The 22353-nt window shown below is 64.9% G+C and carries 22 protein-coding genes and 1 pseudogene; 19 read left to right on the top strand and 4 right to left on the bottom strand.

The genetic code is table 11. The annotated features are described in order from the left end of the window. The coding region (locus BIS11_RS00195; RefSeq protein ID WP_253585632.1) for an alcohol dehydrogenase catalytic domain-containing protein at nucleotides 1-752 on the bottom strand (752 nt) is incomplete at its 3' end. Between the two features lie 126 nt (nucleotides 753-878). Next, complete coding sequence (ribA, locus tag BIS11_RS00190; protein WP_253421198.1) at nucleotides 879-1514, bottom strand: GTP cyclohydrolase II; 636 nt, start codon at nucleotides 1512-1514, stop codon at nucleotides 879-881. Between the two features lie 227 nt (nucleotides 1515-1741). Between ribA and BIS11_RS00185 the strand changes: the two genes are divergently transcribed. The 13 genes from BIS11_RS00185 (at nucleotide 1742) to BIS11_RS00125 (ending at nucleotide 15480) form a co-directional block, all read left to right on the top strand. After that, entirely contained in the window at nucleotides 1742-4645 is a 2904-nt protein-coding gene (locus tag BIS11_RS00185; protein WP_253421194.1) for a monovalent cation/H+ antiporter subunit A, read from the top strand. After that, entirely contained in the window at nucleotides 4645-4986 is a 342-nt protein-coding gene (locus BIS11_RS00180) for a Na+/H+ antiporter subunit C (RefSeq protein ID WP_253421190.1), read from the top strand. The genes BIS11_RS00185 and BIS11_RS00180 overlap by 1 nt, the downstream gene beginning before the upstream one ends. After that, nucleotides 4986-6605, top strand: coding sequence for a monovalent cation/H+ antiporter subunit D (locus BIS11_RS00175; protein WP_253421187.1), 1620 nt, complete (start codon nucleotides 4986-4988; stop codon nucleotides 6603-6605). Before BIS11_RS00180 ends, BIS11_RS00175 begins: the two co-directional genes overlap by 1 nt. Then, nucleotides 6602-7096 carry a Na+/H+ antiporter subunit E gene (locus BIS11_RS00170; protein WP_253421184.1) on the top strand — a complete coding sequence of 165 codons (495 nt, stop codon included), beginning with the start codon at nucleotides 6602-6604 and terminating at the stop codon, nucleotides 7094-7096. The genes BIS11_RS00175 and BIS11_RS00170 overlap by 4 nt, the downstream gene beginning before the upstream one ends. A 12-nt stretch (nucleotides 7097-7108) precedes the next feature. After that, a complete protein-coding gene (locus BIS11_RS00165; RefSeq protein WP_301282930.1) occupies nucleotides 7109-7387 on the top strand; it encodes a K+/H+ antiporter subunit F in 279 nt (92 codons plus the stop codon). Next, nucleotides 7384-7797, top strand: a complete 414-nt coding sequence (gene mnhG, locus BIS11_RS00160; RefSeq protein WP_253421181.1) for a monovalent cation/H(+) antiporter subunit G — start codon at nucleotides 7384-7386, stop codon at nucleotides 7795-7797. The genes BIS11_RS00165 and mnhG overlap by 4 nt, the downstream gene beginning before the upstream one ends. 116 nt (nucleotides 7798-7913) lie before the next feature. Beyond that, the gene (gene hemE / locus BIS11_RS00155; protein ID WP_253421178.1) at nucleotides 7914-9020 is read left to right on the top strand and encodes a uroporphyrinogen decarboxylase; all 1107 of its coding nucleotides are present in this window, start codon (nucleotides 7914-7916) and stop codon (nucleotides 9018-9020) included. Then, nucleotides 9017-9877 carry a polyamine aminopropyltransferase gene (gene speE / locus BIS11_RS00150; protein WP_253421175.1) on the top strand — a complete coding sequence of 287 codons (861 nt, stop codon included), beginning with the start codon at nucleotides 9017-9019 and terminating at the stop codon, nucleotides 9875-9877. The genes hemE and speE overlap by 4 nt, the downstream gene beginning before the upstream one ends. 99 nt (nucleotides 9878-9976) lie before the next feature. Then, nucleotides 9977-11002, top strand: a complete 1026-nt coding sequence (locus tag BIS11_RS00145; RefSeq protein WP_253421172.1) for an amino acid ABC transporter substrate-binding protein — start codon at nucleotides 9977-9979, stop codon at nucleotides 11000-11002. 253 nt (nucleotides 11003-11255) lie between these two features. Next, on the top strand, nucleotides 11256-12281 hold the full coding sequence (locus tag BIS11_RS00140) for an amino acid ABC transporter substrate-binding protein (RefSeq protein WP_253421169.1): 1026 nt from the start codon (nucleotides 11256-11258) through the stop codon (nucleotides 12279-12281). A gap of 98 nt (nucleotides 12282-12379) precedes the next feature. Continuing rightward, nucleotides 12380-13570: an amino acid ABC transporter permease gene (locus tag BIS11_RS00135; protein ID WP_253421167.1), complete on the top strand. Its 1191-nt coding sequence runs from the start codon at nucleotides 12380-12382 to the stop codon at nucleotides 13568-13570. Between the two features lie 19 nt (nucleotides 13571-13589). After that, nucleotides 13590-14690 (top strand): amino acid ABC transporter permease, encoded by a 1101-nt coding sequence (locus BIS11_RS00130; protein ID WP_253421164.1) that lies wholly within the window; start codon nucleotides 13590-13592, stop codon nucleotides 14688-14690. Between the two features lie 61 nt (nucleotides 14691-14751). Beyond that, the gene (locus BIS11_RS00125; RefSeq protein WP_253421204.1) at nucleotides 14752-15480 is read left to right on the top strand and encodes an amino acid ABC transporter ATP-binding protein; all 729 of its coding nucleotides are present in this window, start codon (nucleotides 14752-14754) and stop codon (nucleotides 15478-15480) included. Here the strand turns inward: BIS11_RS00125 and BIS11_RS00120 are convergent. Continuing rightward, a complete protein-coding gene (locus tag BIS11_RS00120; RefSeq protein ID WP_253421162.1) occupies nucleotides 15477-16013 on the bottom strand; it encodes a histidine phosphatase family protein in 537 nt (178 codons plus the stop codon). The two genes, BIS11_RS00125 and BIS11_RS00120, sit on opposite strands and share 4 nt — an antisense overlap. Before the next feature lie 204 nt (nucleotides 16014-16217). Here BIS11_RS00120 and phnD point away from each other — a divergent pair, with 204 nt between their 5' ends. The 6 genes from phnD to BIS11_RS00090 all read left to right on the top strand — a co-directional run bounded on the left by phnD (nucleotide 16218) and on the right by BIS11_RS00090 (nucleotide 22171). Further along, on the top strand, nucleotides 16218-17210 hold the full coding sequence (gene phnD / locus BIS11_RS00115) for a phosphate/phosphite/phosphonate ABC transporter substrate-binding protein (protein ID WP_253421160.1): 993 nt from the start codon (nucleotides 16218-16220) through the stop codon (nucleotides 17208-17210). 55 nt (nucleotides 17211-17265) lie between these two features. Further along, on the top strand, nucleotides 17266-18063 hold the full coding sequence (gene phnC, locus BIS11_RS00110) for a phosphonate ABC transporter ATP-binding protein (protein WP_253421158.1): 798 nt from the start codon (nucleotides 17266-17268) through the stop codon (nucleotides 18061-18063). Beyond that, nucleotides 18050-18856 carry a phosphonate ABC transporter, permease protein PhnE gene (phnE, locus tag BIS11_RS00105; protein ID WP_253421156.1) on the top strand — a complete coding sequence of 269 codons (807 nt, stop codon included), beginning with the start codon at nucleotides 18050-18052 and terminating at the stop codon, nucleotides 18854-18856. Before phnC ends, phnE (BIS11_RS00105) begins: the two co-directional genes overlap by 14 nt. Then, entirely contained in the window at nucleotides 18850-19659 is an 810-nt protein-coding gene (phnE, locus tag BIS11_RS00100; protein WP_253421154.1) for a phosphonate ABC transporter, permease protein PhnE, read from the top strand. Before phnE (BIS11_RS00105) ends, phnE (BIS11_RS00100) begins: the two co-directional genes overlap by 7 nt. A gap of 89 nt (nucleotides 19660-19748) precedes the next feature. Then, nucleotides 19749-20180: a host attachment protein gene (locus BIS11_RS00095; RefSeq protein ID WP_253421151.1), complete on the top strand. Its 432-nt coding sequence runs from the start codon at nucleotides 19749-19751 to the stop codon at nucleotides 20178-20180. A 107-nt stretch (nucleotides 20181-20287) separates the two neighbouring features. Continuing rightward, entirely contained in the window at nucleotides 20288-22171 is a 1884-nt protein-coding gene (locus BIS11_RS00090) for a methyl-accepting chemotaxis protein (protein ID WP_253421148.1), read from the top strand. 15 nt (nucleotides 22172-22186) lie between these two features. Here BIS11_RS00090 and BIS11_RS00085 read toward each other — a convergent pair. Then, nucleotides 22187-22353, bottom strand: a pseudogene (locus tag BIS11_RS00085) (LysR family transcriptional regulator); the annotation flags it as partial.

Here is a 22353-nt window from a genome sequence, read left to right as displayed (position 1 = left end):
CCGTTGGTCAGCTCCTGGAGCCTTTCCAGCACGCTTTCCCGGTCGAAGTCGATCGCGATCGCCCCGCCCGCCTCGGCCATCGCCAGGCGCTCCGGAACGTTGTCGATCACCGCCACCTGGCGCGCGCCGAGCAGCACGGCGCTTCTCACGCAGAACTGGCCGACCGGCCCCGCGCCCCAGACCACCACCGTGTCGGTGGGCTGGATGTCGCACTGGACCGCAGCCTGCCAGCCGGTGGGAAAGATATCGCCCAGAAACAGCACCTGCTCGTCGGTGAGCGAGTCCGGCACCTTGATGTGGGTGGCATCGGCGAAGGGCACGCGCACGTACTCCGCCTGGCCGCCGGCGTAGCCGCCGGTGAGGTGGGAGTAGCCGAACAGCCCGGCCCCGGCGTGGCCGAAGGCCTTGTCCGCCAGGGCCTTGTTGCGGTTGGAGCGCTCGCAGACCGAGAAATTGCCGCGCCGGCACTGCTCGCACTCGCCGCAGTTGATGGTGAAGGGCACGACGATGCGATCACCGACCTTGAGCTTCTTGTTGTCGCGGCCCACTTCCATGACCTCGCCCATGAACTCGTGGCCGAGCACGTCGCCGCACTCCATCCCGGGAATGAAATGATCAAAAAGGTGCAGGTCAGAGCCGCAGATGGCGCAGCTGCTGACGTTGATGATGGCATCGCGGGGGTGTTCTATTTGCGGGTCGGGAACCGTGTCGTAACGAACATCGTTCTTGCCGTGCCAGCATAGCGCTTTCATGGCCGCCCTCCAGACAGTCGGTGCATTGCATGCGTCCTGCATGTCACCACTATAGTCCAGCCCACGGCCATCGAGGCTTAATAAAAGGTAAAGATAGGCACGTTCGCCGCCGTTACTCCGACGTTGTCACCCTTTTCGTTCGATATCCACGTCGCCGGCCTGGGTGAAGTCGTCCAGCGCCATCATGTGGCCGAGCTTGCCCGCCTTGGTGGCCAGGTATTGCTCGTTGTGCGGGTTGAGGCCAGTGGTGATGGGCAGGCGCTCGACGACGTTGACGCCGTCGCCGGTGAGGGCCGCCACCTTGCGCGGGTTGTTGGTCATCAGCTTGAGCGCCTGGATGCCCAGGTGCTCGAGCATCGGCACGCACAGATCGTAGCGGCGCATGTCGGCGCCGAAGCCCAGGCGCTCGTTGGCCTCGACGGTATCGGCGCCCTGGTCCTGCAAATGGTAGGCGCGGATCTTGTTCAGAAGCCCGATGCCGCGGCCCTCCTGGCGCAGGTACAAGAGCACCCCGCGCCCCTCCTCGGCGATGCGCTTGAGGGCTTCCTGAAGCTGGTAGCCGCAATCGCAGCGCATGGAGAAGAGCGCATCCCCGGTCAGGCACTCGGAGTGCACGCGCCCCAGTACCGGGGCCTCGCCCGTCACGTCCCCCAGGGTCAGGGCGATGTGGTCCTTGCCCGTCGCGTCGTCCTCGAAGCCGTGCATGGTGAAGGTGGCCCAGGGAGTGGGCAGCCGGGAAGCGGCAATGAAGCGAATGGTCACGTATTACTCCACGGATCAACCAAAACGGTATGGAACAGGGAGCCAGTTTAACAGGAAGCCGTGCTCGTCTCACGAGCGATGATTCGCAAGGCCCTGGTCGTCTTGCGACGAGTCGTCGCGATACGAGGGCATGAAAGTTTCATCACATTTGCAGTAGTATTACCTTCGATCACGTATTTTCCACGCTTCAACGTCATTCGTGCCGTCACCGACCACTCGGGATTCCCATGCTGCTACTTTTACTGATTGCAGGGCCTTTCATTGCCAGTCTCGTCGCCGCTTGGCTTCCGGCGGATGCCCGTAACCGCGAGTCTTGGCTGGCGAGCATTGTGGCGCTGTCGGGGCTTCTGGTCACAAGCTACCTGTACACCCAGCTGGGCACGAACGGCGTGGTGCAGCGCGAGTTCGACTGGCTGCCGGCGTTCGGACTGAACCTGGTACTGCGTATGGACGGGCTGGCGTGGCTGTTCGCCATGCTGATCCAGGGAATCGGGCTGCTCGTGGTCATCTACGCGCGCTACTACATGTCGCCGAAGGACCCGGTGCCGCGCTTCTTCTCCTTTCTGCTCGCCTTCATGGGCTCGATGCTCGGGGTGGTGCTGTCGGGCAACCTCATCCAGCTGGTCGTGTTCTGGGAGTTGACCAGCGTGACCTCGTTTCTGCTCATCGGCTACTGGCACCACCGCGCCGATGCCCGGCGCGGCGCGCGCATGGCCTTCACCGTCACCGCCAGCGGCGGGCTCTGTCTGCTGATCGGGGTGTTGCTGCTCGGGCACATGGTGGGCAGCTACTCGCTGGACGTCGTCCTGGCCTCGGGGGACCTGATTCGCGAGCACGACCTGTACCTTCCCATGCTGGTGCTGATCGCCCTCGGCGCGCTGACCAAGAGTGCCCAGTTCCCGTTCCATTTCTGGCTTCCCCACGCCATGGCGGCTCCGACCCCGGTCTCGGCGTTTCTGCACTCCGCCACCATGGTCAAGGCCGGCGTGTTCCTGCTGATGCGCCTGTGGCCGGCACTCTCGGGCACGCCGGAGTGGACCTGGATCATCATGGGGGCCGGGGTCTGCACCATGCTGATCGGTGCCTTCAGCGCCATCTTCCAGCACGACCTGAAGGGGCTGCTCGCCTACTCGACCATCAGTCACCTTGGGCTGATCACCGTCCTGCTCGGCATCGGCACCCCGCTGGCGCTGGTCGCCGCAGTCTTTCATACCTTCAATCACGCGACGTTCAAGGCCTCCTTGTTCATGGCGGCAGGCATCATCGATCACGAGACCGGTACCCGGGACATGCGCCACCTTCGCGGGCTCTATGCGTCGCTGCCCTATACCGCGACCCTGGCGATCGTCGCCAGCGCCGCCATGGCCGGGGTGCCGCTGCTCAACGGCTTCATCTCCAAGGAGATGTTCTTCGCCGAGGCGCTGGCGGTGGGCTCGGCCCGCAACTGGGGCATGTCCATCGCCGCCGTCTTGATGGGCATCTTCGGGGTGGCCTACTCGCTGCGCTTCATCTACGTCTTCTTCGGCCGACAGCCTGACGATCTTCCCAGGCAACCCCACGAGCCGCCGCGCTGGATGCGCTTTCCGGTGGAGTTTCTGGTGCTGTGCTGCCTGGTCGTGGGGATCATTCCGGGCCTGAGCATCGGTCCGTTTCTGAGCGCGGCGGTCACGTCGGTGCTCGGCGAGCAGACCCCCTACTACAGCCTGGCGGTGTGGCACGGCTTCAACCTGCCGCTGGCGATGAGCCTGCTCGCCCTGGTCGGGGGCGTGGCGCTGTACGTGTGGCTGCGCACGCGCTACGGGTTGATCCAGTCCACCTACGTGCCGCTTCTCGGGCGCTTCAACGGCAAGCAGGCCTACGAGGACACCCTGCTTCGCCTCTCCGCCAGCGCCTCGCTTCTGGAGAAGCTGTTGGGTACCCGCCGCCTGCAGCCCCAGCTTCTGCTGATGATCGTGCTGCTGCTGGCGGTGCCGACGCTGATCGTGCGCCCGGTGTCGCTTCTCGTCCTGCCCGCCAACGGCGAGTTCTCCTGGCTGTTCGCCGGGCTCTGGGTGATCGGCGCCGTCTGCGCCCTCGGGGCGGCCTGGCAGGCCAAGTACCACCGCCTGGCGGCGCTGAGCCTGGTCGGTGGCGTCGGGATCACCGTGAGCCTGGCCTTCCTGTGGCTCTCGGCGCCGGACCTGGCGCTGACCCAGCTCATGGTGGAGACCATCACGACGGTGCTGATCCTGCTGGGCCTGCGCTGGCTGCCGCCGCGGATCACCCCGCGGGAGCTGAACATCACTCCATCCCGGCGCGCGCGGTTGCGCCGCGCCCGGGACATGGTGGTGGCGACCTGCGCGGGCCTGGCCATGGCGCTGGTCAGCTACGTCGCGCTGCTGCGCGGTCCGTCCACCGGGGGGATTTCCGACTTCTTCCTGACCCGCGCCTTGAGCGAAGGCGGCGGCAGCAACGTGGTCAACGTGCTGCTGGTGGATTTTCGAAGCATCGACACCCTGGGCGAGATCGCGGTGCTGGCCATCGTCGCCCTGACGGTCTACGCCCTGCTGCGGCGCTTTCGCCCCGCCCCGGAAAGCCTGCCGATTCCCGCCCAGCAGACCAACGGCGTCGACCCCGCGGCGGGCCAGACCCCGATCCAGCAGGTGGAGACCGGCTACCTGAAGGTGCCCAGCGTCTATCTGCGCCTGCTGCTGCCGATCATGGGGGTCATCGCCGCCTACTTCTTCATTCGCGGGCATAACCTGCCCGGTGGCGGCTTCGTGGCCGGGTTGACCTTCTCCGTCGCCATCATCGTGCAGTACATGCTGGCCGGTACCCAGTGGGTGGAGAGCCACCTGCGCCTGCAACCCCACCGCTGGATCGCCTTCGGGCTCTGGATCGCCTGCGTGACGGGCATGGGGGCCTGGCTTCTGGGCTATCCGTTCCTGACCAGCCATACCGCCCACTACACGCTGCCGGTACTGGGCGAGATCCACCTGCCCAGCGCCTTCGTCTTCGACCTGGGGGTCTTCGGCGTGGTGGTCGGGGCCACGCTGCTCATCCTCACTGCCCTCGCGCACCAGTCGGTGCGCAGCCACCGCTTGCCGGCCACCACGGCGGCGCCCGCCGCCGTTCACAAGGAGATCTTCTGATGGAAGCCGTGATCGCCATCGCCATGGGCATCATGTTCGGCGCCGGGGTCTGGCTACTGCTGCGCCCTCGAACGTTCCAGGTCATCACCGGCCTGCTGCTGGTGTCCTACGCGGTCAACCTGTTCATCTTCATCATGGGGCGGCTCACCCTCAACCGGCCGCCGCTGACACTGGCGGAAGGGACCATCGACCCGGCGCTCTATGCCGACCCGATGCCCCAGGCGCTGGTGCTGACCGCCATCGTCATCGGCTTTGCCACCACGGCGCTGTACCTGGTGGTGATGATCGGCGCCCGGGGCCTGACCGGCACCGACCACGTCGACGGCAAGGAGACCCGCTGATGAGTCTTTCCTGGGTTCAACACCTGATCCTGGCACCGATCCTGGTGCCCTTGATCGTCGGCGCCGGGCTCGTGCTGATCAACGAGCGCCATCACCAGCGCAAGTTCCTGATCAACCTGGCGAGCGCCCTGTCGATGCTGTGCACCGCCGTGGCCCTGCTACTGCTGACGGACCAGGAGCACTGGCCGGCGGGTATCGGGGTGTATCTGTCCGCCAACTGGGCGGCGCCGTTCGGCGTGGTGCTGCTGGTCGACCGGCTGACGGCGGTGATGCTGCTGCTCTCCTCGGTGCTGGCGAGCGCCTCTCTGGTCTTCGCCATGACCCGCTGGAGCCGGATCGGGGTCCACTTCCATTCGCTGTTCCAGTTTCTGATGATGGGCATCAACGGCGCTTTTCTGACCAACGACCTGTTCAACCTGTTCGTGTTCTTCGAGGTCATGCTGGCGGCCTCCTACGGCCTGGTGCTGCACGGCTACAACACCACCCGTATCCGCGCGGGGATGCAGTACATCGTGGTCAACCTCTTGGCGTCGTTCTTCTTCTTGATCGGGGTGGCCTTGATCTACGCCACCGCCGGCACGCTGAACATGACCGATCTGGCCGGGCGCCTCGAAGGGCTGAACCCGGAGGATCTGGTGCTCCTGAAGATCGGCGTGATCATCCTGGCCCTGGCGTTTCTGACCAAGAGCGCCATGTGGCCGCTGGGTTTCTGGCTGCCGACCACCTACTCCGCCGCCTCGCCCCCGGTGGCGGCGATGATGGTGCTGATGACCAAGATCGGCGTCTACGTGCTGATTCGCCTGTGGCTTTTGCTGTTCTCCGAGGGTCCGGCGGCGGGCTTCGGCTTCGATCTGCTGCTCGTCGGCGGGCTCGCGACCCTGGCCTTTGGCACCATCGGCATTCTGGCAAGCCAGGAGCCCGGGCGCATGGCGGGCTACGCCGCGGTCATCTCCTCCGGCACGCTGCTGGCGGCGGTGGGCTACGGCGACCCGGCCCTGATCAACGTGGCGCTGTTCTACATGATCAGCTCGACCATCGCCGTGGCGGCCTTCCTGCTGTTGATCGAACTCGTCGAGCGCATTCGCGTGCCGGGGGCGGCCATGCTGGCGCTGACCATGGAGGCCTTCGGCCTGGAGGACAAGCCCGGCGAGCCCGTGGGCAAGGCCATTCCCGGGGCGCTGGCCTTTCTCGGGCTGGCGTTCGCCTGCTGCGCTCTGATCATCACGGGACTTCCGCCGCTGTCCGGGTTCATCGCCAAGTTCGGGCTGTTCCATACCCTGCTCAACGCAAGTCCTGCCGGCGCCGGCATCGACCTCATCACCTGGATCATGATCGCGCTGGTGGTGCTGTCGGGGCTCGCCGGCATCGTCTCGCTGATGCGCTTTGGCGTGCGTACCTTCTGGGCGGCCCAGAACCCGGTGGCCCCGCACCTGCAGCGCTCGGAGGTCATGCCGATCACGGCGCTCTTGCTGGTGTGCGTGCTGCTCACCGCCCAGGCCGGCCCGACCCTGGCCTATCTCGAACGCAGCGCCGAGCCGCTGAGTCAGCCCGCGCTCTATCTCGAGCGCCTGGAGGCGTCTCAGGCGGTGGGTGATGCTCTGACGGAGGCCGCACTATGACCCGCTGGCTCCCCTCTCCGGTCCTGTCCGTGGCGCTGCTGGTGATGTGGCTTCTGCTGAGCCAGAGCATCGCCCCCGCCCAGCTCCTGCTCGGCGCCGCGATCGCCCTGGCCGCGCCGCTTCTGGCCAGGCCCCTGCGCCCACTCGCCCCGGCGCCCTTTCGCAAGCCCTGGGTGCTGGCTCGGCTGCTGTTCATGTCGATGGTGGAGATCGTGCGCTCGTGCTTCAACGTCAGCCGCATCATCCTGTTCAAGTCCAGGGGGGTGGAATCCCAGTTCATTCGCATTCCCCTCGATCTCAAGGATCCTCATGGGCTTGCGCTGCTGTCGTGTCTGATCAACTCGACCCCGGGAACGGTATGGGTCGAGCAGCTGCCCGGCTCGAACGACCTGGCCCTGCACGTCTTCGATCTTCACGACGAGCAGTGGTGGATCGACACCATCAAGACCCGCTACGAACAGCCATTGATCGAGATCTTCGACCATGAATAAGGAGCGTTTCCCATGACGGCACTGCTCTCTCTGGCCATCGACATCACGCTGCTGAGCGTCATCCTGGCGATGCTGTTGTGCATGATCCGGCTGCTGCTGGGGCCCACCGCCCAGGACCGGGTGCTCGCCCTCGACACCCTCTGGATGTGCGCCATGCTGCTGGCCCTGGCACTCGGCCTGCGCTTTGCCAGCATCATCTATTTCGAGGCGGCGATGCTGATCGCCCTGACGGGCTTCGTCTCCACCGTCGCCCTGACCAAATTCCTGATGCGCGGCGAGGTGATCGAATGACCCCGGAACTCGACACCCTCCCGGTCTGGGTCAGCCTGCCGGTCACGCTTCTGCTGCTGCTGGGTAGCGCCATCGTATTGATCGGCGCGCTGGGTTTGGTAAAGTTGCCGCACTTTTTCCAGCGCATCCACGGGCCCGCCATCACCATCACGCTCGGTACCGGCGCCATTCTCGTGGCCTCCATGATCTACTTCTCGGCGCTTCAGTCCCGGCTGGTGATCCACGAGGTGCTGATCACCGCGTTCATCATGCTGACCGCTCCGGTGGTCGCCATGCTGATCATGCGCACCGCCGTGTACCGCGACCTGCGCGCCCGGGAGCGGGGCAAGACGCCCCCCACGGCCAAGGACGGCGAGACCAGCGAGGTCTATCCTTTCTCGACGAAGAAGCCCTTGTCGACGAAGAAGTGATGCGGCGGCGACGCCGCCCACGACCGTCGCGCTTCGCCTTCCCGGACGCCTGCTGGGATCTGACGTATACTGGCCGCCTTTCGAGCGCGGCCCGCCCACTGTTCAAGAGCCTTGTCATGACCACGACTTCCCTGCACAACGACCGCTTCCTTCGCGCGCTGGCGCGCCAGCCCGTGGACCGCACGCCGGTCTGGATGATGCGCCAGGCCGGGCGCTACCTGCCGGAATATCGCGCAAGCCGTGCCCATGCTGGCAGTTTCATGGACCTGTGCCGCAACCACGACCTGGCCTGCGAAGTGACCCTGCAGCCTCTGGAGCGCTTTCCGCTCGACGCGGCGATCCTGTTTTCCGACATCCTGACGATTCCCGACGCCATGGGGCTCGGCCTCTACTTCGAGACCGGCGAAGGCCCGAAATTCAGAAAGACCGTGCGCACCCCCGAGGAAGTGGCGGCACTGACCGCCCCCGACGCCGAACGCGACCTGGACTACGTGATGCGCGCGGTCTCCACCATTCGCCGCGAGCTCAATGGCCGCGTGCCGCTGATCGGCTTTTCGGGCAGCCCCTGGACGCTGGCCACCTACATGGTCGAAGGCGGCTCGAGCAAGGATTTTCGCCACCTGAAAACCATGCTCTACGACACCCCGGACGCCATGCACCAGCTGCTCGACACGCTGGCCCAGGCGGTGACCGACTACCTCAACGCCCAGATTCGCGCCGGTGCCCAGGCGGTGCAGATCTTCGACACCTGGGGCGGCTCGCTCTCCACGCCGGCCTATCTCGAGTTCTCGCTGCGCTACATGGAGCAGATCGTCTCCGGCCTGATTCGCGAACACGACGGCCGCCGCGTGCCGGTGATCCTGTTCACCAAGAACGGCGGCCAGTGGCTCGAGCACATCGCCTGCGCCGGCGCCGATGCCCTCGGCATCGACTGGACCACCGAGCTCAGTGACGCCCGTGCCCGGGTCGGTCACAAGGTGGCGCTTCAGGGCAACCTGGACCCCAACGTGCTCTTCGCCCGCCCGTCCGCGATTCGCGCCGAGGTCGCCCGGGTGCTGGAGAGCTACGGCGCGGGGCCGGGCCACGTTTTCAACCTGGGCCACGGCATCAGCCAGTTCACCAGCCCGGACAACGTCAGCGCCTTCATGGACGCGCTGCACGAACTGAGCCCCCAGTACCATCAGAACCAGCATCAGAACCAGAACGACGGAGACGCTCGATGAGCGATGTGAATCAGGATCAGTGGTTTACCGAAGTATTCGACAGCCACGGCAGCGCCTTCGCGCTCAGGATCAGCGAGAAACTGCTCGACGTGCAGAGCGACTATCAGCACCTCGAGGTGTACGCCACCGAGACCTACGGCAACCTGATGGTGCTCGACGGCTGCGTGATGCTCACCGACCGCGACAACTTCCTGTATCACGAGATGATCGCCCATCCGGCGCTCTTCACCCACGAAGATCCCAGGCGGGTGGTGATCATCGGCGGCGGCGACTGCGGCACGCTGAAAGAGGTGCTGCGCCACGAAAGCGTGGAGAAGGTCACCCAGATCGATATCGACGAGGAAGTCACCAAGGCCGCCGAGCGCTTCTTCCCGGCGCTGGTCGAGTCCAACGGTGATCCGCGCGCCGAGCTTCTGTTCGCCGACGGCGTGAAGTGGGTCGATGACGCCGAGGACGAGAGCATCGATGTACTGATCATCGACTCCACCGACCCGGTCGGCCCGGCGGAAGGACTGTTCAAGACCGATTTCCTCAAGCGCTGCCACCGGATTCTCAAGCCCGGCGGCGTGCTGGTGCAGCAGAGCGAGTCGCCGCTCTACCATTCGGGCTCGATCATTCGCGAACTGCGAGGCGACATGCAGGCGGCGGGCTTTGAAAGCGTGGCGACGCTCCCCTTCCCGCAGCCGGTCTATCCTTCCGGCTGGTGGAGCGTGACCCTCGCCGGCAAGGGTGTAAGCGTTGAACGCTTTCGCGAAGAGGCCGCCGCGGGCCACGAAATGCCGCTACAGTACTATACGGTGGAGGCCCACCGTGGCGCCCTGGCGCTGCCGCCGTTCATGCGCGCCGCGTTCGCCTAGCGACGGATCAGGCTGCAACATCGACGAGGCCGGGCACTGCCCGGCCTTTTTTCGTCCTTTTCACGGATCACGCGATCCCTCTTCACAAGGGAAACAACAATGAACAACGTGTATCGATTAAACAGAGTGGGCGGCGTGCTCGTGGCGGCGCTTCTACTGCCGGGTCTTTCGCTTGCCAGTACCCTCGAGACGGTCAAGGAGCGCGGGGCGCTGCGCTGCGGGGTCAACGCCGCTCAGCCCGGCTTCTCGGCGCTGGACGACGAGGACACCTACCAGGGGCTCGATACCGACATCTGCCGGGCGGTGGCCGCTGCCGCTCTTGGCGAGGGCGCCCGAGTCGACTTCGTGCCGCTGGATTCCGTCGAGCGCTTCGCCGCGCTTCAGTCCGGCGAGGTCGACGTGCTCGCGCGCACCACTACCTGGACCTCCACCCGGGACACCACGCTCGGACTGCACTTCGTCGGCGTGAGCTATTTCGATGGCCAGGCGTTCATGGTGGCAAGCGATCTCGGCGTGCAGAGCGCCAAGGAACTCGACGGCGCGGCGGTCTGCACCCAGTCCGGCACCACCAGCGAGCTCAACCTTTCCGACTACTTTCGCCTCAATGGCATGAGCTTCGATCCCGTCGTCTTCGATGCGCCTGAACAGTCGATCGTCGGCTTCGAGGAGGGGCGCTGCGACGTGTTGAGCACCGACGCCTCCCAGCTCTATGCCCAGCGCGTGCAGCTGGCCGATCCGGACATGGCGGTGGTGCTGCCGGAGATCATCTCCAAGGAGCCGCTGGGCCCGGCGGTGCGCCAGGGGGACGATCAGTGGTTCAACATCGTCAAGTGGTCGCTGTTCGCGTTGCTCAACGCCGAAGAGCTCGGCGTGACCCAGGCCAACGTGGACGACATGCTCGACGACGACTCCCCGGACGTGATGCGCCTTCTGGGTCGCGACGGAGATTACGGCGAGGGCATGGGGCTCGAGGCGGACTGGGCTTACCAGATCGTCAAGCAGGTCGGCAATTACGCCGAGGTATTCGAACGCAGCGTCGGGGCAGGCTCACCGTTTAATATCGGCCGCGGGCTGAACGCGCTATGGCGCGACGGCGGGTTGCACTACGCCCCCCCGATTCGTTGACCGCTACGCACTAGCCGACTGTTTTTGCTGGCCGAATGAGTAATCTTTCTTCGGCCAGCGCACCAAAAGGGTGCTCTCGCTAGACGATCCCGCCCCTTTTTACAGCACAACTTTGGTCCCAACGTCGGCCCTTTAGCGTTGAAAAGCGCTGAATGAGTCGTCATGCCGCTTCTGGCATCTTCCTTGCTAGCGTTATGGGTGACATGCGCTGACATGTACAACGATACGTATAAAACGAGGAAGGGAAACAACCATGCTTAACAAAAAACACGTGGTACTGCTGGCCTCCGCCGGCGCCATCACCCTATCCGGTGTGGCGAGCGTTCAGGCGGATACGCTGGAAGAGACGCGCTCACGAGGCGCCGTACAGTGTGGAGTGAGCGATGGTCTGCCGGGCTTCTCCGCGCCGGACGACAGCGGCGAGTGGCAGGGTCTCGACGTCGACGTGTGCCGGGCGGTGGCGGCGGCGGTGCTGGGGGATGCCGACGCGGTGAACTACGTCTCGCTCAACGCCGTGGAGCGCTTCACGGCGCTGCAGTCCGGCGAGATCGACGTCCTTTCTCGTAACACCACCTGGACCACCACCCGCGATACCACCCTCGGTCTCAACTTCACCGGCGTGACCTTCTACGACGGCATCGGCTTCATGGTCAACCGCGACCTGGGCATCGGCGGCGCCGACGAGCTCGACGGCGCGGCGATCTGCATCCAGTCCGGCACCACCACCGAGCTCAACGTGGCGGACTACTTCCGTGCCAACGACATGGCCTTCGACCCGATCGTGTTCGACACCTCCGAGCAGACCGTGGGCGGTTTCCAGGCCGGGCGTTGCGACGTGCTGACCTCGGACACCTCTCAGCTGGCCGCGCTGCGCATCCAGCTCGACGATCCGGAAAGCGCCATGATCCTGCCGGAGATCATTTCCAAGGAGCCCCTGGGACCGGTCGTGCGTCAAGGCGACGACAACTGGCTCAACATCGTCAAGTGGTCGCTGTTCGCCATGCTCAATGCCGAGGAGTACGGCATCACCTCGGAAAACGTCGACGACATGATGGACAGCGAGAACCCGGACGTGGCGCGCATCCTCGGCCAGGACGGCAACTACGGTGAAGGCATGGGGCTGGAAGCGGACTGGGCCTACAACATCGTGAGCCAGGTCGGCAACTACGGTGAGAGCTTCGAGCGCAACGTGGGCATGGACTCGCCGCTTCAGATCGAGCGCGGCGTCAACGCGCTGTGGAACCAGGGCGGCTTCCACTACGCGCCGCCGATTCGCTAAGCGTCTCCTAGGCCCCCGGCCCGGCGCCCCGACAACAACTCACAAACGGGGCGGCGGGCCCTTCGATCGATTCTGCCGTATCAGCGGAGACGCTTTTCATGTCCGTAAGACCCAACGCTCGTCCGATGGGCCACAAGCCCCCGTTCTGGCGAGACCGCGCCAAGCGCGCCCTCATCTTCCAGGTGCTGGTGATCGCGGCGGTGGCCGCCTTTCTGCTCTACATCGTGGGCAACACCCAGCAGAACCTGGCCTCCCGTGGCATCACCACGGGCTTCGGCTTTCTCGACAACACCGCAGGCTTCGGCATCGTCCAGAGCCTGATCGACTACTCGTCGCAGAGCACCTACGGGCGCACCTTCTTCGTGGGGCTGCTCAACACGCTGCTGGTGGGCGGGCTCGGCGTACTCGCCGCCACGCTCATCGGTTTCATCGTCGGCATTGCAAGGCTCTCGCCCAACTGGCTGATCGCCAAGCTGGCCGCCGCCTATATCGAGACCTTTCGCAACATCCCGCTGCTTCTGCAGATATTCTTCTGGTACTTCGCCGTGCTGCGCACGCTGCCCGGGGCCCGGGACAGCCTCTCCTTCGGTGAAGTGTTTTTCTTGAACGTGCGCGGGCTCTACCTGCCGGAGCCCCTGTTCGAATCCGGCTTCGGCCTGATTCCGCTGGCCTTCGGGGTGGCGATCGTTGCGAGCATCGCGCTGATCGTCTGGAACAAGCGCCGCCACGAGGCCACCGGCAAACGCCTGCCGGCCTACTGGCTGTCGTTTGCGCTGATCGTTGGCCTTCCGCTTCTTGTGCTGCTGGCCTCGGGGGTACCGATCACCTGGGACGTGCCCGAGCTCAGAGGCTTCAACTTCCGCGGCGGCGTGACGGTGATTCCGGAGTTTCTGGCGCTGTGGCTCGCGCTTTCGATCTACACCGCCTCCTTCATCGCCGAGATCGTGCGCTCGGGCATCCAGGCGATCTCCCACGGCCAGACCGAGGCCGCCCAGGCCTTGAGCCTGCCGCGCAACCTGATCCTGCGCCTGGTGGTCATTCCCCAGGCCATGCGCGTGATCATTCCGCCACTGACCAGCCAGTACCTGAACCTGATCAAGAACTCGTCGCTGGCGACGGCCATCGGCTACCCGGATCTCGTGTCGGTGTTCGCCGGTACCACGCTGAACCAGACCGGCCAGGCCATCGAGGTCATCGCCATGACCATGGCGGTCTATCTGAGTATCAGCCTTACGGTCTCCATGTTCATGAACTGGTTCAACGCCCGCGTGGCGCTGGTCGAACGCTAGGCAAGGGTGGAAACAAACCATGATCCATAATCGCACCATGATCGACCCGCGCCCGGCCCCGAGAAACACCCTCGGCCCCGTGGCGTGGCTGCGCACCCGCCTCTTCAACGGTCCCATCAACACGCTGTTCACGCTGATCGGCCTGTACGTGCTCTACCTGCTGGTGGTACCCACGGTGCAGTGGGCGTTCATCGACGCCGACTGGGTGGGCACCACCCGGGACGACTGCTCCCGGGAGGGCGCCTGCTGGGTGTTCATCAACGCGCGCTTCACCCAGTTCATCTATGGCCTCTACCCGCGCTCGGAGATCTGGCGGGCCAACATCGTCTTCGCAGGCTTCTTCGCGCTGATCGCCTGGCTCGCCATTCCGCGCCTGCCCCTGAAGCGCTGGGTAGCGGCCTTCGCGCTGCTGGTCTTCCCGGTGATCGCCTTCGTGCTGCTGCACGGCGGCTACTTCGATCTGCCCCGGGTACCCACCCACCGCTGGGGCGGGCTGATGCTCACGCTGCTGCTGGCCACCGTCGGCATGGTGGGGGCCCTGCCCATCGGCATCGTGCTGGCGCTGGGCCGGCGCTCGAACATGCCCATCGTCAAGAGCTTCTCGGTGGTGTTCATCGAGTTCTGGCGCGGGGTGCCCTTGATCACGGTACTGTTCATGGCCTCGGTCATGCTGCCGCTGTTTCTACCCACGGGCATCACCGTGGATCGGCTGGTGCGGGCGCTGATCGGCATCACGCTGTTCCAGAGCGCCTACATGGCCGAGGTGATTCGCGGCGGGCTGCAGGCGATTCCCAAGGGCCAGGAGGAGGCCGCCGCGGCGCTGGGCATGACCTACTGGAAGCGCATGGGGCTGATCGTCATGCCCCAGGCGCTGAAGATGATGATTCCCGGCATCGTGAATACCTTCATTTCGCTGTTCAAGGACACCACGCTTGTGATGATCATCGGGCTCTTCGATCTTCTCGGCATCGTCCAGGCCGCGCTTTCCGACTCCCGCTGGCTGGGTTTCTCGCTGGAAGGCTACGTGTTCGCCGCGTTCATGTTCTGGATCTTCTGTTTCAGCATGTCGCGCTACAGCCAGTATCTCGAACGCCGCCTCAACACCGGCCACAAGCGCTAACGCCGCTACTTGATTCAAGGATAACCTCATGAGCGAAGCAGCTTTGAAACCCCAGGACCTGATGGTCGAGATGCGCGGCGTCAACAAGTGGTACGGCGACTTCCACGTGCTGCGCGACATTCACCTCGAAGTGAAGCGCGGCGAGCGCATCGTGATCTGCGGGCCTTCGGGCTCGGGCAAGTCGACCATGATTCGCTGCATCAACCACCTGGAAGAGCATCAGCAGGGCGATATCGTCGTGGGCGGCGTACCGCTCACCCAGGACGTCAAGCGCATCGAGCAGGTGCGCCGCAGCGTCGGCATGGTGTTCCAGCACTTCAACCTGTTTCCGCACCTGTCGGTGCTGGAGAACTGCTGCATCGCGCCGATGTGGGTGCAGAAGAAACCGCGCCGCGAAGCCGAGGCCCAGGCGATGAAGTACCTGGAACGGGTGCGCATCGCCGAGCAGGCCAGGAAGTACCCGGGCCAGCTCTCCGGCGGCCAGCAGCAGCGCGTGGCCATCGCCCGCTCGCTATGCATGCATCCGGACGTGATGCTGTTCGACGAGCCCACCTCGGCGCTCGACCCGGAAATGATCAAGGAAGTGCTGGACGTCATGATCGAGCTCGCCAACGAAGGCATGACGATGCTCTGCGTGACCCACGAGATGGGCTTCGCCAAGACCGTGGCGGACCGGGTGATCTTCATGGATCAGGGCCAGATCATCGAGGAGAACGCGCCGGAGCCGTTCTTCAACGACCCGCAGTCCGAGCGCACCCGGCTCTTTTTGAGCCAGATCCTCGGCCACTAGCCCCACTCGGTGATGCTGGCAGGCAAAAGCGCCGGCTGCTCGCGATGCCTCGTGAGCGGCCGGTCGGCAAGCGCAGTGAGCAGTATCTGCAGCGGGTCGCCGTGGCTCACCACCAGAATCACCTCTCCCGTGTAGCGCTGCTCCAGCGCCTCGATCGCCTCGCGCATGCGCGCCGCCACCCGACTCACGGGTTCGACCCCGCCGGTGTCGTGCTCGGCACTGGCGGCGTCCTGCTCCCAGACCGTCGGATAGGCGCTGTCGGCGCCCCCCTCGAACTCACCGAATCCCCGTTCGCGCAGGCGAGTATCCGCTGCCATGGCAAGGCCGAAGGCCTCGGCCACGCGCCGGGCGGTGTGGGTAGTGCGCAAGAAATCCGAATGGATCACCTTCGTGGGCCTGGGCCAGGTCCAGTGCGCGATCCTGTCATTGAGCTGGCGCTGGCCGGTGTCGGAAAGCCCGAAAGCCTCGAGCCCGCGCTCCGGTGAGCTTATGATCAGCCCGCGTTCGTTGGCCTGACTATGGCCGTGACGCATGAGCAGATAGCGATTGCGCCAATGGTATAAGGAGCCCTGTAAAGTGCTTGACATAAGTTTGTCACAAACCCTACGTTGAAGAAGTGTCGTTTTCGAAAAACAAACATTTTATGCGCAGTAGCGAAACTCACGCCGCTTACATTGCCATACGACGCTCAAAACTGCGCATGACTTCATAAAAATAACCCCACAATCGAGGTTCACATGGCTACCTTCACTGCTTCCAAGCGCGCCTACAAGCGTTCGCTGCTGGCGGGCGCGGTTCTGCCCCTGGCATTGTTGTCCACCCATGCCTTCGCCGAGTGCGAGCGTGGCGATCTGGATGCCCTCTACTGCGATGAAAACGGTGACCTAGTCGCCGACCGGCCGACGGACGAGTCCAAATGGCTCGACCCGGACACGCTGATCTTCGCCTATACCCCGGTGGAAGATCCTGCCATCTATACCGACATCTGGCAGCCCTTCATCGACCACCTCTCCGAAGTGACCGGGCGCGACGTGCGCTTTTTCGCCGTCCAGTCCAACGCCGCCCAGGTCGAAGCGATGCGCAGCGGCCGGCTGCACATCGCCGGGTTCTCGACGGGCCCCACCCCCTTCGCCGTGAACCTGGCCGGGGCCGTGCCCTTCGCGCTTATGGGCTCCGACGACGGCCAGTTCGGCTATACGCTGCAGATCTTCACCCACGCCGATTCCGATATCCAGGACCTGGAGGATCTCAAGGGCAAGCGCGTGGCTCACACCTCGCCCACCTCCAACTCCGGCAACCTGGCGCCCCGGGCGCTGTTGCCCGAACTCGGCATCACCCCGGACGAGGATTACGAGGTCGTCTACTCCGGCAGCCATGACCAGTCGATGCTGGGCGTGGTCGCTCGCGACTACGACGCCGCGCCGGTGGCCTCGGAGGTGGTGGATCGCATGGCCGCGCGCGGGCTCTACGATACCGATGACGTACGCATGATCTACGAGTCCGACCGTTTCCCCACCACCTCCTACAACTACGCCTACAACCTGCATCCGGATCTGGTCGAGAAGATCGAAGAGGCGTTCTTCAGCTTCGATTTCGCCGGCACCGAGCTTGGCGAGGAGTTCGAGGGCGTCGAGAAATTCATTCCGATCAATTACAAGGACAACTGGCAGGTCATCCGTACCATCCAGGCCGCCAACGGCGTGAGCTATACCCAGGAAAACCTGGAGTGACCCCGGTCGCACCGCTCACGCGGTGCGACACTCTTTCGCGAACGAGTACGATGACATGCTAGTAATCAAGGATCTGGTCAAGCAGTACGGCCATGGCGAAGCGGTGCTCAAGGGTCTGAACCTGAGCGTCGAAGGCAACACCGTGGTCTCGATCGTGGGGGCCTCCGGGGCGGGCAAGAGCACCATGCTTCGCTGCATCAACCGGCTGGTGGAGCCCACTTCCGGCTCGATCACCCTCAACGGTACCGAGCTCGTCAACCTCAAAGGAGGTGAGCTCCGGCGTGCCCGCCGCAAGATCGGCATGGTGTTCCAGGGATTCAACCTGCTCGACCGGCTCACGGTCATGGAGAACGTGCTGGCCGGCAGGCTCGGCTACGTGAACCTGTTCCAGGCCATTTCCCGGCGCTACCCTCAAGCGGACATCGACCGCGCTTTCCATCTGATGGAGCGGGTCGGCATCGCCCACTACGCCAACAAGCGCGCCGACGAGCTCTCCGGCGGCGAACGCCAGCGGGTGGGAGTGGTGCGCGCACTAATGCAGGACCCGGAGGTGCTGCTGGCGGACGAGCCCACCGCCTCGCTCGACCCGCGCACTTCCGAGCAGATCATGATGCTGCTTCAAAGCCTGGCGGCGGAGCTGTCGCTGCCGGTGCTGATCAACATCCACAACGTCGCCCAGGCGAAGACCTATACCGAGCGCGTCGTCGGTCTGCGTCACGGCAAGATGATCTTCGACGGCGCGCCTTCGGACTTCAACAAGGAAGCCTTGGAAGCGATCTACGGCGGTATCGAAGCGCCGGACGAGGAGCTTGCGCCACCGCCGCCGAAGGAGGCCTCCCATGGCGTCTCCTGACACCGCGCCGGTCCGGCACTGGAAAAAGCCTCCGTTCATCGCCAACCCGCTGCTGCGCTACGGCCTTCTGATCCTGGCCGCGGCGTACCTGATCTGGGCCTTCGGCTCGCTGCCGTTCAACTGGGCGCGAATCAGCGAGGGCCTGCCCCGGGCGGCGCGCATCTTCAGCGGCGGCTTCCCGCCGAACTTCGACCGCTACGGGCTCTTGCTCACCGGGTTCAAGGAGAGCTTCCAGATCGCCATTCTGGCAACGCTTCTGGGGGTGCTGCTGTCGATCCCCTTCGCGGTGATGGCGGCGCGCAACATCGCGCCGATGCCCCTCTACCTGGTGGGCCGCGCGATCATCATCGTCTCGCGAAGCTTTCACCCGGTCATCGTGGCGATCCTGTTCGTCGCTGCCGTGGGCTTTGGCCCGCTGGCGGGCATCCTGACCCTGACGCTCTACTCGATCGGCTTCGTCGGCAAGCTTCTGGCCGAGGAGATCGAGGAGATCGACTGGGGTCAGGTGGAGGCCATGCGCGCGGCGGGGGCGGGGTATCTGGCGACCCTCTTCTACGCGGTGTTCCCGCAGATCCTGCCGCGCCAGGTGGGGCTTTCCATGTATCAGCTCGACAGCAACCTGCGCGCGTCGGCGGTGGTGGGTATCGTGGGGGCCGGCGGTATCGGCGGCACCTTGATGAATGCCTTCGGGCGCTACGACTATGACTTCGCCTTCGCGATCCTGCTGGTGATCATCGCGGTGATTCTGCTGAGCGAAGGCGTGAGCGGTTGGGTAAGGAAAAAGATATGGTAGATCACGCCGAACGACTCGCCGACCGCGTCTGGCAACGTTATGACCGCAAGGCGCGCCTGACCCGCTACGCCGTGCTGCTGCTCACCTTGATGCTAGTGGTCTGGGCGCTGCGCGACATCGACATCTTCTGGCCCTGGGTGTGGGACGCCCCCAACCAGATCTCGGGCCTTGCCGGGCGCATGTGGCCACCCAGCCCGGCGGGGCTGGCCAACATCCTGAGTGCGCTGCTCGAAACCGTGCATATCGCCACCCTGGCCACCTTCCTGACCATCTTCTTCGCCCTGCCGGTGGCCTACATCGCCGCCCAGAACACCACCCCCAACCGGGTGTGCCTGTGGATCGGACGCTTCATCCTGGTGTCCAGCCGCTCGGTGAACACCATCATCTGGGCGCTGCTGTTCGTGGCGATCTTCGGCCCTGGGGTGCTGGCGGGCATTCTCGCCATCGTGTTCCGCTCCATCGGCTTCATCGGCAAGCTCATGGGCGAGGCGATCGAGGAGATCGACCGCCGCCCGGTGGAGGCGATGGAAGCCACCGGGGCCTCGAAAGCCAAGGTGATCGCCTACGCCATCGTGCCCCAGGTGATGCCTGCTTTCTTTGCCATCGTGATTCTGCGCTGGGACATCAACATCCGCGAATCCACGGTGCTGGGGCTGGTGGGAGCCGGCGGTATCGGTGTCATTCTGCAGGGCTCCATCGACACCTTCGCCTGGCCGACGGTGGCCACGATCCTTTTGGCGATCATCGTGCTGGTATTGATCGGTGAGGCGGTGACGAGCCTTCTGCGGCGCAAGGTGCTCTAGACGTTGCCGAACGGGCAGGCGTCTCGGTTGACCGACGACCGAACGCTTGCCATGTTTAAGACACATCAACGACACGGAGGACGTTACTCATGCCGACTTACATCGTGGTCGCCGACGCGGCTCGGGCGCGCATCTTCACCCACGCCGCGAACACGCTGACGGAAAAGGAGAGCCTGGTCCACGCCGAGGGGCGCCTGCACGAGGGTGACCTGGTCACCGACTCGCCCGGAGCGGACGTTCACACCGGATCGAGCGGCGCATCGCGCTCCTCCGCCGAAGGCGGCGAGGCGCTCGAGCACGAAAACGAGATGTTCGCCAAGCAGGTGACCCAGTACCTGTTCGATGTTCGTACCCGTAACACGCTGGACGAACTGATCCTCATCGCCGCACCGAAGTTCCTGGGGCTTCTGCGCGACAAGCTCGACAAGCCGACCCAGAAGCTCGTGACCCATACGCTTTCCAAGGATCTGACCAAGGCCTCCTTGGAAGAGATCGAAAAGGCGCTCGCCAACCTCAAGTGAGTGGTCGTCGAGGGCTAGACTAAAGAAGTAGAAGAGCCCGCCGATAGCTAGGCACCCCGCGCGACATAACCCGCGTAACTGATTGCCCCTAGCCATCGAGAACGTCCATGCTGTCTTCCCTGCGCAACCGAATCATCGTCGCCGTTCTGGCGGCGATCCTGCTGGCCCTGGCGATCAACGCTGCGGTCAGCTATTTCACCCTCGAGACCCACAACGACCGCCAGATCGCCCAGCAGCTGGCCTCCATCTCCCAAGGCAACGCGGTGGCGCTGGAGGAGTGGGCGGCGGCCCGCGCGTCGATGCTGGAGGCCGCCAGCCGTCGCGTGGGCGAGGTGTCCTCGCTGGCGGCCCTGACCCAGCTGGAAGAGTCCGGCGGTTTTCTGGCCGCCTTCTTCGGCCAGGTCGACGGGCGCCACCTCTCGACCACCCCGGTCTCCGAGGGGTACGACCCTCGCACGCGCGACTGGTATCAGGGCGCGACCGCCCAGGACGGCCTGTTCCTTTCCCTTCCCTATGTCGACGACGCCACCGGACGCCTGGTGGTCACCTTCGCCATGCCGGTCAAGCGCAACCAGCGCCTGCTCGGTGTCGTCGGCGGCGACGTGACGATCGACAGCCTCATCCAGCACGTCAACGCCATTCAGCCCACCCCGTCGAGCTTTGCCTTCCTGAGCACGCATGGCGAAACGGTGATCGCGCATCCCGACCAGGCGTTGACGCTCGAACCGATCCAGCAGATCGGCCATGGCCTGACCACCGCGGAGCTCGAGCGCCTGGGCGCCAACCCCGGCACCTGGACACCGCTGGACGTCGACGGTCGTCTCAAGCGCCTGGCAGTCACGCCGATCGCCGGCACCGACTGGGAGCTCGGCGTGGCCCTGGACGAACACGAAGCGACGAGCGGGCTGCGCGCCCTGCTGCAATCGGCACTGCTCACCCTGGCCGTGGTCATCGCCGTGACCGCCCTGGTGATGGGCCTGTGGCTCAGGCGCACGCTGGCGGGTCTCGAGCGCGCCCGCGACGCCCTGAACGACATCGCCTCCGGCGAGGGCGACCTGACCCGACGGTTGACCGTCGCCGGCAAGGACGAGGTCGCCCAGATCAGCAGCGCCTTCAACCGCTTCGTCGACAAGATGGAGAGCGTGCTGATCGAGGTTCGCGCCAGCAGCGATGCGGTCCACCTCGCCGCCGACGAGATCGCCACCGGCGGCCAGGACCTCTCCCGGCGCACCGACAACACCGCGGCGAGCCTGCAGGAGACCTCGGCCTCCATCGAGCAGATCACCAGCACCGTGCAGCACACCGCCGCCTCCGCCCAGGAGGCCAGCAAGCTCTCCCAGACCGCTTCCCAGGTGGCCGGCCACGGCGGCGAGGTAATGGGCAGCGTGGTGACCACCATGGAGGAGATCACCCAGGCCTCCGAGAAGATCGGCGACATCGTCAACCTGATGAACAGCATCTCGTTTCAGACCAACCTGCTGGCACTCAACGCCTCGGTCGAGGCGGCGCGGGCCGGCGAGCACGGCCGCGGCTTCGCCGTGGTGGCCGAAGAGGTGCGCAACCTCGCCCGGCGCAGCAGCGATGCGGCCAACGACATCAAGGCGCTGATCGAGAACTCCCAGGGCAAGGTCAACAGCGGCACGGCGCTCGTGCGCAGCGCCGGCGACACCATGGCGGAGATCGTCGCCCACATCACCCGGGTGAACGACGTGCTCGAGGAGATCGAGGCGGCCACCAGCGAGCAGAGCGACGGTATCAAGCAGGTCAACATCGCGGTGGCGGATCTCGACCGCATGACCCAGGAGAATGCCGCCTTGGTGGAAGAGTCCACCACCGCCGCCGAGCAGTTGAAGGAGCAGTCCGGCCAGCTCGCCAGCACGATCGGCAGCTTCAAGGTATCCGGCAGCGCGCCGGCGCGTGCCGTATCGCCCTCGCCCGTCAAGGCGTTATCGCCAGCCGCCTCGACCCACGGCGACTGGGACGCGTTCTAGCCGAACCGTCGTCAATCACGGCACCGGCGGCAGCGCGATATCGTCGCTACGCTGGGCGCCGGCGGTCATCTCGCGGCACAGGCGTAGAAATTCGCGCACGCCGGTGGTCAGGTACTTGTGGCGGTGCCAGATGAAGGTGAACTGGCGCCTCAAATCCAGCTCCGGCGTGGGAAGTGCGACGA

It is taken from the genome of Halomonas sp. 707D4 (assembly GCF_024158685.1).
Classification (GTDB): Bacteria; Pseudomonadota; Gammaproteobacteria; order Pseudomonadales; family Halomonadaceae; genus Vreelandella.
The sequence above is the reverse complement of the archived record's forward strand: the minus strand, read 5'-3'. Positions and strand labels throughout refer to the sequence as shown.